This window comes from Labilibaculum sp. (genome assembly GCF_963664555.1).
Lineage (GTDB): Bacteria > Bacteroidota > Bacteroidia > Bacteroidales > Marinifilaceae > Labilibaculum.
This window is the reverse complement of sequence record NZ_OY761461.1, coordinates 1,880,047-1,893,804: the sequence shown is the minus strand read 5'-3', so window position 1 is coordinate 1,893,804 and position 13,758 is coordinate 1,880,047. Positions and strand designations below refer to the sequence as shown.

Here is a 13,758-nt window from a genome sequence, read left to right as displayed (position 1 = left end):
ACAAACTTACAAACTAATAAGAATAAAAATGAAAAAAGTCTTTCAAATCTTACTTGCCATAGCTATTGTTGCTCTTGCTTTTTTAAGCTACCAAAGCATTATGAAACCGATTAAATTTGGTAAAATCAAAGATCAAAGGTACGATAGAATTATTGAACAGTTGAAAGATATCCGTAAAGCAGAAGGTGCTTACAAAGATGTTAATGGTAAATATACCGGAAGTTTTGATACTTTAATTAGTTTTATCAAAACGGACTCTATGCCTTTGATTAAATCTATTGGTTCTCTTACTGATGAGCAAGTTGAAGCTGGTATGACTGAAAAAGAAGCTGTTAAAAAAGGATTTATCACTCGTGATACAATCATGATTTCGGCTCTTGATACTGTTTTTGGAAAAAATTATGCAATCGAGAATTTACGTTTTGTTCCATTTACAAAAGGACAAAAACAATTTAAATTAGGTGCAGGTGTATTTACAACCGGATCTAATGTAAAAGTTCAGGTTTTTGAAGCAAAAGTTTCTAATATGGATATTTTTGATGATATTATGGATGAATATCGTGAAGAAGTTCTTGAAGAAAATGGAAACCGTATTCGTTTAAATAAATACCCTGGTTTAATGGTTGGTTCTCTTGAGGAAGCAAACAACAACGCAGGTAACTGGGAATAAATATAAAATTATACATGAGCGACCTTGTATTTGTTGATTCATCATTTGATAAAAACAAAACAAAAGAATATACTCTATCCATCCAGGTAAGCCTGGATGGATTTTCTTTTTCTATACTCAACGGAAATAAAGAGTGCATTGCATTGAATCAATTCATTCCTTTCAAAACAAATAACGAAAACAATCCAATAAATTCATTTATTGAAATTGTCCGAAACCACGAACTCTTAAATTTAAGTTTTAAGGATGTTTCACTTCTGTGGATCTCAGATAAGGTATTACTTATTCCATCGGAATTTTTCTCGGAAGACTTTGCTTTTGAGAGTTTTCAATTATCTCATCCTCTTGAAAAGAATGAATGTTTGAAGTGGAATGAACTTCCCGAATTAAAATCGTGGATTGTTTTCTCTTTTCCCAACAGCATTAAAGAGTTTATTCAATCACACTTTAAAAAAAGTAAGCTGTATCATCATTGCTTCCCCTTTTACAAAGAGGCTTTGAATCAGAATATTGCTGAGAATCACCCACAAGTTTTTTTGAACATCCAGAATTACTTTTTTCATGTCATCATACCTGACCGTAATGGGAAACATTTCATAAACACGTTCTCATATAGCGCGAGTTCTGATTTGGCCTACTATATTCTCAACATCTTTAAACAACAAAAGTTAAATAACGAGAGAAGCAGGTTAATTATTGACGGACTTGTTCAGGAAGATAGCAATGTAATTCTTTTACTAAAAAAATACCTAGGTCAGGTTGAGGTTAAAATACTTCCATCGGAGTTTAGAATAAATAAAAGTATTCCACACAAGGAATACAATCAATTCATTAACCTTTTAAATTTATCCAGGTGCGAATAATAAGTGGAACTCATAAGGGAAGAAGGATATCTCCGGATAAAAATTTTAAGGCGCGTCCAACAACCGATTTTGCCAAAGAAAGCCTTTTCAATGTATTAAATAACGTTATTGATTTTGAAGATTTAAAAGTTTTAGATCTTTTTGGCGGTACAGGAGGTATTAGTTATGAATTTGCCTCCAGAGGCGCGGAAATGGTAATGTGTATTGAAAAAAATCACAATCACTTCTCTTTTATTCAAAAAACCATTAAGGAATTAAAGTTTGAACAAATTCAAGCAATTAAAACGGATGTTTTTAGATTTCTCCGGAATTTCCCTCAAAAATTTGATTTGATATTTGCCGATCCTCCGTTCGCAATGAAATCTCTTGAAACAATTCCCAATTTGGTTTTCGAGAAGGAGTTACTCAGCGAAGATGGTCTTTTAATTATTGAACACGGTTCGTCAAATGATTTTTCTGCACATCCAAATTTTACTGAAAAAAGAGTTTATGGAAGTGTAAATTTCAGCTTCTTTAAGTCGATAAAAGAATCAGAATAGATCTTTGCAAAAAAAAAGCTTTTTTTTCACTATCGTAACACGCTCAAAACCGCTATTTTACTACCTTAAGACAGAATTCAAGACAAAAAAAACTGCATGCAGATATTGCAAGTAAGAAAACTTGCATTATCTTTGCATCGCAATCAAAAAAAGGTTTGGTAGTTCAGTTGGTTAGAATACATGCCTGTCACGCATGGGGTCGCGAGTTCGAGTCTCGTCCAGACCGCTAAAAGAAAAAGTTCTTTGCACTATTTTTGATTTGCAGTTTCCCTTTTGGGGAATGCAGTTATTACATTTTGGTTTGGTAGTTCAGTTGGTTAGAATACATGCCTGTCACGCATGGGGTCGCGAGTTCGAGTCTCGTCCAGACCGCCAGAATAAAGAGTTTTGATTTGTTGCTCTTAAAATAAACAGATCTTGAAATATTTTGGTTTGGTAGTTCAGTTGGTTAGAATACATGCCTGTCACGCATGGGGTCGCGAGTTCGAGTCTCGTCCAGACCGCCAGAATAAAGAGTTTTGATTTGCTGCTCTTAAAATAAACAGATCTTGAAATATTTTGGTTTGGTAGTTCAGTTGGTTAGAATACATGCCTGTCACGCATGGGGTCGCGAGTTCGAGTCTCGTCCAGACCGCCAGAATAAAGAGTTTTGATTTGCTGCTCTTAAAATAAACAGATCTTGAAATATTTTGGTTTGGTAGTTCAGTTGGTTAGAATACATGCCTGTCACGCATGGGGTCGCGAGTTCGAGTCTCGTCCAGACCGCCAGAATAAACAGAAAGCCTTCGATTCAAGAGAATCGGAGGCTTTTTCGATTTTGCACCTTTTGAATATTTCGTAATTCTCAATATTTCAATCTCCGAAACAAATCAAAAATCCTTGATTCCTTCTTAAGTTCGACTATTTTTAAGTTGCATTCGCAACAAAAATCTACTAACAGATTCAAAACAATACATTATCAATAATTAAATTCCCCACAACCTTCGAAACTGATCCTTGATCTGTTTTTTTTTGCATTTTTAATAGAACAAGTGCAAATACATCAAAATTTAATCCCGCAGATCGAATACAGGATTTGTAAAACTTTGGTGATTCTGAAGAAGTAAACCCATCCATTATCGCTTCATTCACTTACACATTCCTAATGACTCACAATAACTATTGCTCGAAAGGACTCTTTGTTATTGATTTAAAAGACAACGCCAGAGGCAATGCAGAAAGCCAATATTGGTTATTTAGGCTAAAGTCTGGATTCTCACAAAACCCTATTCAGTTCGCTTGAAAGAAGTTCCTAATAGAAGATACCCGAAGATGAGAGAATGAAAACGGAATTAATTGATGGTCTAATTCAAATTTCAATAGTTTTAGATGATGACATAGAACAGACTTATCAGAAAATGAGCAAATGTTTAAAAGAAATCTGGCTACAGACATAAATCCAGTCAATTAAAATTCATAAATTACTACACAACTAACTAAAATACAGATTATGCAACAAGAAATATTTCATAGACTATGGAAGGAATACACTAAACAGAATCCTTCTGCCCAAGCTATACATGACTTATTCACTAAAGAAGGAGAACAGGTCGTTAATGACCATGTAGCTTTTAGAACCTTCGATGATAAAAGAATGAATATTCAGGTTTTAGCGAAGAAATTTATAAAAGCAGGCTACGAATTTAAAGGAGAATATGTGTTCGAAGACAAACACTTAAATGCTGTTCATTTGGAACACCCAAATGAGGAAAATGCGCCCCGGGTATTTATTTCAGAACTGATCTTATCTGAATTTTCCGAAGAATTTCAAAAAATTATAAAAAGAAGACTCAATTCGGTGGGCAATGCCTATTATGCTGATCCGGATTTAATTCACAAAGGTAGTGTATGGGGAAAACCAAATTATGCCGACTACCAATTTCTGCGGAACGAATCGGAATACGCAGCCTGGCTTTACGTTCATGGATTTAGAGTGAATCACTTTACAGTCAGCATCAACACACTTCAGAAATACAATAGCATCGAGAAGGTGAATCAATTTATTAAAAACAGTGGCTACCCTATGAATACTTTGGGAGGCGAAATTAAAGGAACGCCAGAAAAACTTCTGCAGCAGTCCTCTACCCTTTCAGAGATCATTAAAGTAGAATTTGAAGACGGTGTGTACGAAATACCTGCTTGCTTCTATGAATTTGCCATTCGTTATCCGGATGAAAACGGGCAGCTGTTCTCAAGTTTCATTGCAGCCAATGCCAATAAAATTTTTGACAGCAGCAATTTTAGAGAGAAATAGATTAAAATAGCAGCACAATACACAAGCCCGCCAAAACGACTCCGTTTAGGCGGGCTTTTATTTGGGATCCTTCCTCTTTGTCCATTAAACTTTTATCTTTACCAGCACATCTAACTTAAACCAAAAAAAAGTGAAAATCGTACAAACCTTTCTGGTTCTTATTGCATTACTTGTTTTATCGTGCAACACAAGTACAAAACCGATAAGCATTGAAGCTGGAGTAACCAAAAAAATGGCAGAATACCGAAAAGCCAATATCTCCAATCTTGAATATCATCTGAATTTTAACATCCCTGAATCCCGAGAAGAAGCAATTTCAGGAACAAATAAAATCTGTTTCAATTTACGGTCAACAGAACAGGATCTTCAAATTGATTTTCGTGAAAATGCCAGCTTACTCCATCAAGTAATCTGCAATGGAAAAACTTCAGGCTATCGTTTCGAATCAGAGCATTTAATTATCCCGAAAGGGGAATTGGTAGTAGGAAAAAACGAAATTGATATCGAATTTACTACCGGTAACAGTTCCTTGAATCGTAACGATGAATTTTTATACACTTTATTTGTGCCGGACAGAGCCAGAACGGCTTTCCCTTGCTTCGATCAGCCAAACCTAAAAGCCGCCTTTCTTCTGAATTTAAGGGTGCCTAAACATTGGAAAGCCGTGGCCAACGGCAAACTCAATTCAAAAAAAATGGACGGTGAACAAAGCCTATACAGCTTTCTTACTACCCAACCGCTTCCTACCTACCTATTTTCTTTCGCAGCTGGGAAGTTTGAAACAATAACAAGAGAACACAAGGGGCGTGAACATACCATGTATCACCGCGAAACCGATCCCGAAAAACTAGCCAACAATACAGATGAAATCTTTCGTTTGTTATTTCAATCGCTGGATTGGCTGGAGGAATATACCGATATCCCTTACCCTTTTGCCAAGTACGATATTGTAGTGATCCCATCCTTTCAATACGGCGGAATGGAACATACAGGAGCGACACTATACAATGCCTCAAAATTGTTTTTAGATAAAAATGCAACCAACAAAAACACCTTGTACCGCGCCAATTTAATTGCGCACGAAACAGCTCACATGTGGTTTGGCGATTTAGTGACCATGAAATGGTTCGATCAGGTTTGGCTGAAAGAGGTATTTGCCAATTTTCTTGCCGATAAAATAACGAACCCAAGCTTTCCGGATATGAACCACGCTCTAAAATTTCAAATGGCTCACTTCCCCAGTTCATATAGTGTAGATCGCACAAGCGGAGCCAATCCAATTAATCAGATATTGCCAAACTTAAAAGATGCCGGATCGGTTTATGGAAGTATCATTTACCACAAATCGCCCATTGTAATGGATATGCTGGAACGAATTATGGGCGAAGAAGCCTTACAAAAAGGTTTGAAAACTTATCTGAAAAACTATGCTTACAGCAATGCAACATGGGAAGACCTTATTGCCATACTCGACGCTAGTACTCCTAGCAATTTAGAACAATGGAGTAAGGTTTGGGTAGACAAGGCAGGAAGACCGACTATTTCAACGGAAATAAGCACTGAAAACGATCAGATTACTGAGTTTGCAATCACACAAACGGATGCCAAAGGCAATCCTGGTGACTGGAATCAGAATTTGAACATCCTTTTAGGCTACGAAGATACGAGTGAAGTAATATCGGTAAAATTTAAGCAGCCACAGCTTGCAGTTACTGAGGCTAAAGGCAAAAAAACACCCGACTACATCATCCCAAATGGAAAAGGAATTGCCTATGGATTTTTTAAACTGGATGCTAAAACCAAGTTATTTCTTCTTGAAAACATCAATAAAATTGAAGATGATTTGGTGCGTGGAGTTGCATGGATCAACCTGTATGAGAATCTTTGTGAAGGAGAAATAAAGGGAAAAGAATTTGTACTTACTGCCAAAAACCAATTGGCAAAGGAGAATAATCCATTGATTTTGGAACGCATGTTATCTTACCTACAATCGGCCTATTGGCTGTATTTAAGTGCCGAAGAAAGACTGCAAATTGGGAAACATTTGGAAGACAGCCTTTGGATTCAACTAAATGAGGAGAAGGACATGAGCAAGAAATCGAGCTTATTCAGCACCTTAAGCAGTATTGCCGAAAGCCAATCGCGTTTGGAGCAACTCTTCACAGCCTGGAAAGAAGAAATTGCCATTGGCGGATTTAGTCTTTCGGAAACTAAAGCTACCGACCTGGCTTGCAATTTGGCCATTAAAATGCCCGAAAAATCAGAAGAGCTTGTTGCCACACAAACAGAACGTATCGAAAATCCTGATCGTAAAAAGAAAATGAACTTTATAGCTCCTTCTCTTTCTGCCGATCCTCAGGTACGTAAAGATTTCTTTGAAAATTTGAAGAAGGAAGAAAACAGAGAAATTGAGCGCTGGGGATTAGATGGTTTAACGTATCTGAATCATCCGTTGCGGGAAAAGGAAGCGTTGACTTACTTACCTCAGGCTCTGGAATTACTGGAAGAGATTCAGATTACCGGAGATATTTTCTTTCCTTACAATTGGTTGAGTGCCAGCTATAGCGGTCTTCAATCGAAAGAGGCGGGAGATATTACCCGTCAGTTTTTGACTGAACGACCTGATTATCCTGAGAATTTGAAATTGAAGATTCTGCAGGCGGCAGATTTGGTGTTGAGGAAGGAATAAGGACAAGTTTCAAGGGAAAAGGATCAAGTCCCAAGGAAGAAGTTACAAGTTCTACAAAGGAATATTCTGTGTAATACCCTGAAATATAGCTTCCAAGACAAGAAGTTGGCCTTCCAAGACAAGGGTAAAGCCTTTCAGGGACAGCGGGCAGTGCTTCCAAGACAAGAAGTTGGCCTTCCAAGACAGGAATGTTGTACTCAATTTGGGTAGGGAGAGGGTGAAACGTGGTAGGGATTATAAAAAAAGAGGAGCCAAACTGGTTCCTCTTGGTGTAAAAGCTCTCATGTCTATGTAAAACCTCATCCCCCTCAGTTCAATCATAATTTTAAAACTTCTGAATCACCAAAACGCCCACCAGAATTAAAAGAACACCTGCAATTCGCCCCCAATTAACAGGTTGCACAGGAACGCCGAACATCCCGAAATGATCTAAAATTAACGAGAACACCAACTGACCACACACAATCAATCCAAAACTTAAAGCAGCGCCCAATCGGGGAATCAGAAAAATAATAGAACCAACAAAAATAGAACCCATCAGTCCGCCTATCCATGCATATATTGGAGCCTCCTTTGCTGCCAGCAACAAATTATTTGGTGTCCGGGTTCCTAAAATAACCAGCAAAAGCACAAAACCACCCACCATAAAATTAACCAAAGCCGCCATTAAAGGGGCTTTTAAAAATGCACCCAATTTGGCATTAATACTTGCCTGAACAGGTAACAGACAGCCAACAGCAAGAGCCAGCAACATCAAAAAATATCTCATATGAATTGTAAATTTGAAAACAAAAATAGGTATTTAAAGTTCTCGAAGACCTGTAAACAAAGAATAAAACAAACCTTCTGTTCTTTCACTGTCCGATGCCTGTTTCTTATGCGCACATTTCACTCATATTTCATCCTTTAATACAAAAAAAAATTCTACTCAACATCAGCTTTATTGCAGATATTAAGCAGAATTAATTTGTTACCACTGCTTATTACAATGCTGCTTTTACAGATTCTTCCAATAATGTTGTTGGTCTGCCTATTAATTTTGAAAGTTGTTGACTATCATCAAACAAATCCCCTCTTGATGCGCTGATATCCCAACTTGCTATTGCCGCTGCAAAACCCTTTGGAATTCCAAAACTTGCAAGTATATTAGCATAATCTATCTCCGCTAAGTTTTTATACGGAATATCGTTGCCAGTCTGCTTTGTAATTTCAGCAGCCAAGTCGCTGAGTGTATAAGCCTGGTCACCGGCTAATTCGTAAACTTTCCCTTTGTTGCTTTCATCAATTAACACAACTGCTGCCGCTTCGGCATAATCAGCTCTTGCTGCTGATGATATTTTTCCATTGTCTGCACTTCCAATAAATGCTCCGCCAGCTATGGCTCCTCCAATTGAAGCTGCGTAATTTTCGGTATACCAGCCATTTCTTAGAATTGTATAGTCAATGCCTGAGACTTTCAATGCTTTCTCTGTTGCTAAATGTTCTCCGGCAAGATTTAGTGTTGATGTATCGGCATGCAATAAACTGGTATAAACAATCCATTTTACTCCCGCTTTTTTGGCCGCTTCTATTACATTGGCATGCTGATCGGCGCGTTGACCAATTTCGTTACTTGATATAAGTAACAAATGATCAATGTCAGCAAGTGCTTTTACTAATTCCTCACTTTTTGTATAATCAAAAGCACGAGCTTCAACACCTAATCTTGAAGCTTTTTCCGGATTTCGTACCAAAGCTACAATGCTATTATTATCAACTCTTTTCTTTAATTCTGCTACAACCAAACCGCCTAGTTGGCCAGTGGCTCCTGTCACTGCTATTTTCATGTCTTTAAATTTTTATACTAATTATTTTTTAACATGTCTGATAAACATTCTAATTCAGACAATTGTAATTTCAGCCAATTTTAACTGAAGTCATAGATAATGATCCTCCAATGAGCTGATTGTTAAACAAGCTGATTTCGTCTTTTGCATCTTGAATTGCAAGGGTATAAAGCAAGGGTAAAAAATGCTCAGGCGTTGGAATCGATAATTGAAATGCTTTACCTTGTTTTGAAAAGTTGATTAAGCTTTCATGATCACCATTTAATATGTATTCATTCATTTTACTGTTAGCTTCATGTGCCCAATCAAAAGCGAAATTTTCGTTTAACCTACTCCAGGCAACCATTTGTAAATTGTGTATTAAATTCCCACTACCTACAATAAGAACCCCTTTTTCGCGAAGCCTGCTTAATTCTTTAGCTAAAGCATAATGTTCAGCCGGACTTTTATGAAAATCAATACTGAGTTGAATTACCGGCACATTTGCCTTGGGGTACATGTGCCGAATTACAGTCCAGGCTCCATGATCGAGTCCCCATTTATGATCTAAATGCACCTCTGTACTTTTAAGCAACTCCTGTGTTTCTTTAGCGAGCTCTGGGTCTCCTAATGCAGGATATTGCACTTCAAAAAGCTTTTGAGGAAACCCTCCGAAATCATGAATAGTTGGAGGGTTTGCCATGGCAGTTACTTTTGTTCCGGCAGTTTCCCAATGTGCTGACACTACTAAAATTGCTTTGGGCATTTCTATTTCCGACGATATTTTTCTAAATCCTTGTACAAATTCATTTTCTTCAATGGCATTCATTGGACTACCATGTCCTAAAAAGAGTACCGGCATTTTAGGTGTATTCATTAAAGATTCTGTAATTGTTTTCATGGCATTTAATTTTGTGCTGATAATAATTCCAGGTATCGCCATTAAAAGTGATTTTAAAAACGTATTCCTTTCCATCATAAAAATCAATTATCACAAAACAAGTTTAATTTCAAGGATAAATATATCATCGATGGCTTTATCTCCCAAATTATCGAAGAATGAATTGGAGCCGTAGCGTACATTATACTTGGAGCGATCAACTTTTAATTGGGCTGAATACTCATTGCCTTTTTTGAACAGATCAAAAAAGATGCTTTCCGTTTTTCCTTTAATGGTTAGTGTGCCTGATACTTTGGCTTTTCCTTCTTCAAATTTGCTTGCACTGCTCACTACAAAAGTTGAAGTCGGAAAATTTTCAACACCAAAGAAATCATCTGATTTTAGGTGACCTACTAGTTTTTGATTATAGCCCTCATCCTTAATGTCGGTATTTGTAATGGTATTCATATCCATTACAACTTCTCCACTTGTAATATCACCATCTTTTAATTCAAAATATCCACTTTTAATTTGAATTTCTCCCTCGTGCGAACCACCAATCTTATTTCCTGTCCATTTAACAGCTGACTCGTTCAATTTGATCTCACTTTTTTGTGCAAACGTTGAGAATGTTCCTCCTATTAAAAGCATTCCTAATAATGTCATTGTTTTCATATCTCTAAAAATTTAAATTGTTTTTAATAAATTGTTACGATACAAAAATAACATGACAACAACCGTTGTGCACTTGATCTATGTTAAGAAATGAAATTGATTCAGGTTAAGAGAGAAGAAAGTTGGAACCTATCTGCGCTTTCTAATACGGCTTAAGCTTTCAGGAGTAATCCCCAAATAGGAAGCAATGTAAATTAATGGTACCCGCTGAAACATATCCGGATGTTCTTTCAACATTTCGTTGTACCGATCCATAGCCGTCTCCCACATAGTTGCATTTAAGCGCTTTAGAGCATTAATGTACGCTTTCTGAAAAAGAATGCGAAAATATCTTTCCAATTCAGGTACTTCACGATATAACTGTTCCATTCTATCAAATGAAATACGGAGCATTTGTGTATCTTCTATCGCTTCAATATTGTATTTTGAAGGACTTTGCGTAAAAAAACTTTCCAGGTCGCTAATCCAATTGTTGTCCATTCTAATTTGGTAAATATGTTCTACTCCTTTTGAATCAACATAAAAAGAACGCAAACAACCTTTCGTAATAAAATACAAGTATTTACATATATCACCGGAAACAAGAAGATCTTTCTTTTTTTTTATAGGTACAGTTTCGAAAGATGATAAAATTGCGGGGACATCTTCATCTGTTATATCTGACCATTTTTTCAAATAGTATAGTAGCTTATTATCTTCCGCCATTTTAGTTCACTTTGTTCACAATTAAAATACAAACTTAATAAAAAATAAAGCGATGAGTACACCAATTATTGCATGCACCGAGAACTTCATATTTTAAATCTGAAGCTTAATTGTTAAAATGTTCCTTAATTTACAGGGAGGTACTTAATGGTAAAATAGAATGTTGAACCTTTATTTACATCAGATTCCACCCAAATTTTACCTCCCAGCAAATCAACGAATTCTTTTGAAATGGCTAAACCTAATCCTGTCCCACCATAATTAAACTTCACAAAATTACTTGCCTGCATAAACCGGTCGAAAATTATGGTTTGCATTTTTTCCGGTATACCAATTCCACTATCAGTTACATAAAAAACCATATCCTCATCAATCAGCCGATATCCAAACTCGATACTTCCTTCATGAATAAATTTAAAAGCATTGTTCAGTAAATTAGTTAAAATCTGAATTATTTTAGTTTTATCAGTAAATACAACTGATTCCTGATCGGATAGTGCTCGATGAAGCTGAATTGATAAATGCCGGGGAAATGCCTGTTTTTCATAAATAACCAACAAGTCATACAAAACCTGATTGATATTGGTTGATTCCATATAAACCTTATCCTGCTTTGTTTGTAAGGTAGAAATGGTAAGTATATCGTTTACAATTGAAAGAAGCTGATTGGCATTATCAATTATTATGGAAGTAAATTTTTTGCGTTTTTCAGGTAATAAATCCAAATCGTTAAGCAATTCAGAAAACCCAATAATGGAATTCATGGGGGTTCGAATTTCATGAGACATATTTTGCAAAAAAGCTGTTTTTAAAAAATCACTTTCTTCTGCTTTCTTTTTGGCTTTTAGCAACTTTTCTTCGTATTCTTTGCGCTCTGTAAAATCGCGGACAACCGCTACAAAAACATGCAAGCCATTCCAAAAAGTAGTATTGATAGAAACCTGAACAGGTATTTCTTTTTTCGTTTTATTTTGTAAAACAATCCATTCTATTGTTTGTGTTTTGTTATTTTTTACTTTGTTCCAAATATCAGAAAGACTTTCAATTTCATTTTGGGCAGCAGATATATCCATTACCGTTAAATTATCATTCAATTGAACATTCAACAATAATTCAGCAGGCTTATTTAAAAATAAAATCTTACCCGAAATATCATGAATAATTATTCCATCACTTGTGCTGTTAATAATCGTATCCAGATTCTTCCGCGAATCTTCCAGCTCTTCAATTTTATTTTGTAACTCTGGATAGTAACTTTTCCTAAGTGAATTCTCACCCAGCCCTATTATTTTATTTCGATCATTAATCCATTTATCTTCCATATCATAAAGCTTCTTTATAAACAACTTCCAAATCTTTTTTTAGCGGAGGTCTTGGATTTGTTGCATTACACGGATCTTTAATTGCTTTGCCCGACAAAACAGGAACTATATCTAAAGTTACTCCCTTTTGCTGAAGAGTTTTATCAACACCTAATGTTTTGTTCATTTGAAAGAGATAGTTCATCAGTGATTTTTTATTTTCCTGATTATTAATCCCCACCGATGGTAATTGAAGGGTTTCAGCTATTTTTTTGTATCTATCACAGGCTGCATCAAAGTTATAGTTTACCACGTGTGGTAATAATATGGCATTGCACTCACCATGCGGCAGATCTAAATACCCACCCAAACTATGAGCCATTGAATGAATGCATCCCAAACTGGCATTTGAAAATGCCAATCCGGCATAAAGACTTGCCAGCATTACTTTTCCTCTTGCCTGCAAATTACTTGGTTCCTGTACTGATAACAATAAATTTTTATCTAACAGCCGGATTGCCTCGAGTGCATATAAATCGGTAAATGCTGAACTTGCATTTGACACAAACGTTTCAAAGGCGTGAGAAAGGGCATCAATTCCGGTACAAGCGGTTAAATGCTTATTCATACTCGTTAAAACATAAGGATCAATCAGTGCCACATCGGGTACAGTTGCTTTACTAATAATAGCCATCTTATATTTCTCTTCGTAATTATTGATGATTGCGAATTGAGAAACATCTGCTGAAGTTCCTCCTGTAGTAGGAATACATACTAAAGGAGGCATAGGCTTGTATATTTTGTCTACCCCTTCAAAATCTCTGATATCTCCACCGTTGTTTGCGATAATCCCGATCCCTTTTGCACAATCAATAACACTCCCTCCTCCGATTGCCAGAATCATATTGCACCTGTTTTGACTATACATTTGCGCCCCCTCCATTACTTCGTAATCTCTGGGATTAGGAGAAACATTGGAGAAAATCACATAGTCAATTTCAGCTTCTTTCAATTTATCTTCTGCCTCCAATAACCATGGTGATTTTAAAATTATGTTATCGGTAACTAACAATACTTTCCGCCCGCCAAGCTTTTGACAACATAAACCCACATAAACTCTTGAATCAAGTCCGAAAATATATTCAGGAGCTACAAATTTTCTAATTTCCAGTTGTATATCTTCGAATTCTTTATTCATTACGAATATTTTAAAAGGTTAGCAATACGTGAAATACCCTCTCAGATAAAAAAGTTTCTTAGCAATCGCTTTAAAGATAATGAATATGTACATATTTGCATACTATTCACCCAATTAGAATCTGTCAGAAGTTGAAATAA

Annotated in this window: 12 protein-coding genes and 5 tRNA genes; 10 read left to right on the top strand and 7 right to left on the bottom strand. The window is 36.2% G+C overall.

Annotation, left to right across the window (positions count from 1 at the left end):
• The first annotated feature begins 28 nt into the window (after nt 1–28).
• The 10 genes from ACKU4N_RS07410 to ACKU4N_RS07365 all read left to right on the top strand — a co-directional run bounded on the left by ACKU4N_RS07410 (nt 29) and on the right by ACKU4N_RS07365 (nt 7,054).
• Nucleotides 29–670, top strand: a complete 642-nt coding sequence (locus tag ACKU4N_RS07410) for a hypothetical protein (RefSeq protein WP_321322061.1) — start codon at nt 29–31, stop codon at nt 668–670.
• Between the two features lie 14 nt (nt 671–684).
• Complete coding sequence (locus ACKU4N_RS07405) at nt 685–1,533, top strand: DUF3822 family protein (protein ID WP_321322059.1); 849 nt, start codon at nt 685–687, stop codon at nt 1,531–1,533.
• Nucleotides 1,524–2,072, top strand: a complete 549-nt coding sequence (gene rsmD / locus ACKU4N_RS07400; RefSeq protein WP_321322057.1) for a 16S rRNA (guanine(966)-N(2))-methyltransferase RsmD — start codon at nt 1,524–1,526, stop codon at nt 2,070–2,072. The genes ACKU4N_RS07405 and rsmD overlap by 10 nt, the downstream gene beginning before the upstream one ends.
• A gap of 152 nt (nt 2,073–2,224) precedes the next feature.
• Nucleotides 2,225–2,298 (top strand) — tRNA-Asp (locus ACKU4N_RS07395).
• Between the two features lie 72 nt (nt 2,299–2,370).
• A tRNA-Asp gene (locus ACKU4N_RS07390) sits at nt 2,371–2,447 on the top strand.
• Between the two features lie 54 nt (nt 2,448–2,501).
• Nucleotides 2,502–2,578 (top strand) — tRNA-Asp (locus ACKU4N_RS07385).
• Between the two features lie 54 nt (nt 2,579–2,632).
• Nucleotides 2,633–2,709: transfer RNA gene (locus ACKU4N_RS07380), tRNA-Asp, on the top strand.
• Nucleotides 2,710–2,763: 54 nt separating this feature from the next.
• Nucleotides 2,764–2,840 (top strand) — tRNA-Asp (locus ACKU4N_RS07375).
• 721 nt (nt 2,841–3,561) lie between these two features.
• Complete coding sequence (locus ACKU4N_RS07370) at nt 3,562–4,365, top strand: DUF1338 domain-containing protein (protein WP_321322055.1); 804 nt, start codon at nt 3,562–3,564, stop codon at nt 4,363–4,365.
• A 130-nt stretch (nt 4,366–4,495) separates the two neighbouring features.
• The gene (locus ACKU4N_RS07365; RefSeq protein ID WP_321322054.1) at nt 4,496–7,054 is read left to right on the top strand and encodes a M1 family metallopeptidase; all 2,559 of its coding nucleotides are present in this window, start codon (nt 4,496–4,498) and stop codon (nt 7,052–7,054) included.
• Between the two features lie 325 nt (nt 7,055–7,379).
• On the opposite strand, the gene ACKU4N_RS07360 is transcribed toward ACKU4N_RS07365, so the two are convergent.
• The 7 genes from ACKU4N_RS07360 to ercA form a co-directional block, all read right to left on the bottom strand.
• Nucleotides 7,380–7,823 (bottom strand): DMT family transporter, encoded by a 444-nt coding sequence (locus ACKU4N_RS07360; protein WP_321322052.1) that lies wholly within the window; start codon nt 7,821–7,823, stop codon nt 7,380–7,382.
• A 214-nt stretch (nt 7,824–8,037) separates the two neighbouring features.
• A complete protein-coding gene (locus ACKU4N_RS07355; RefSeq protein ID WP_321322050.1) occupies nt 8,038–8,880 on the bottom strand; it encodes an SDR family oxidoreductase in 843 nt (280 codons plus the stop codon).
• Nucleotides 8,881–8,950: 70 nt separating this feature from the next.
• Nucleotides 8,951–9,760: a 4,5-DOPA-extradiol-dioxygenase gene (gene ygiD / locus ACKU4N_RS07350; RefSeq protein WP_321322048.1), complete on the bottom strand. Its 810-nt coding sequence runs from the start codon at nt 9,758–9,760 to the stop codon at nt 8,951–8,953.
• Between the two features lie 90 nt (nt 9,761–9,850).
• The gene (locus ACKU4N_RS07345; RefSeq protein WP_321322046.1) at nt 9,851–10,414 is read right to left on the bottom strand and encodes a YceI family protein; all 564 of its coding nucleotides are present in this window, start codon (nt 10,412–10,414) and stop codon (nt 9,851–9,853) included.
• Between the two features lie 129 nt (nt 10,415–10,543).
• The gene (locus ACKU4N_RS07340; RefSeq protein WP_321322044.1) at nt 10,544–11,119 is read right to left on the bottom strand and encodes a Crp/Fnr family transcriptional regulator; all 576 of its coding nucleotides are present in this window, start codon (nt 11,117–11,119) and stop codon (nt 10,544–10,546) included.
• Nucleotides 11,120–11,244: 125 nt separating this feature from the next.
• Nucleotides 11,245–12,441 (bottom strand): PAS domain-containing sensor histidine kinase, encoded by a 1,197-nt coding sequence (locus ACKU4N_RS07335; protein ID WP_321322042.1) that lies wholly within the window; start codon nt 12,439–12,441, stop codon nt 11,245–11,247.
• 1 nt (nt 12,442) lies between these two features.
• Entirely contained in the window at nt 12,443–13,618 is a 1,176-nt protein-coding gene (gene ercA / locus ACKU4N_RS07330; protein ID WP_321322041.1) for an alcohol dehydrogenase-like regulatory protein ErcA, read from the bottom strand.
• Nucleotides 13,619–13,758: the final 140 nt, after the last annotated feature.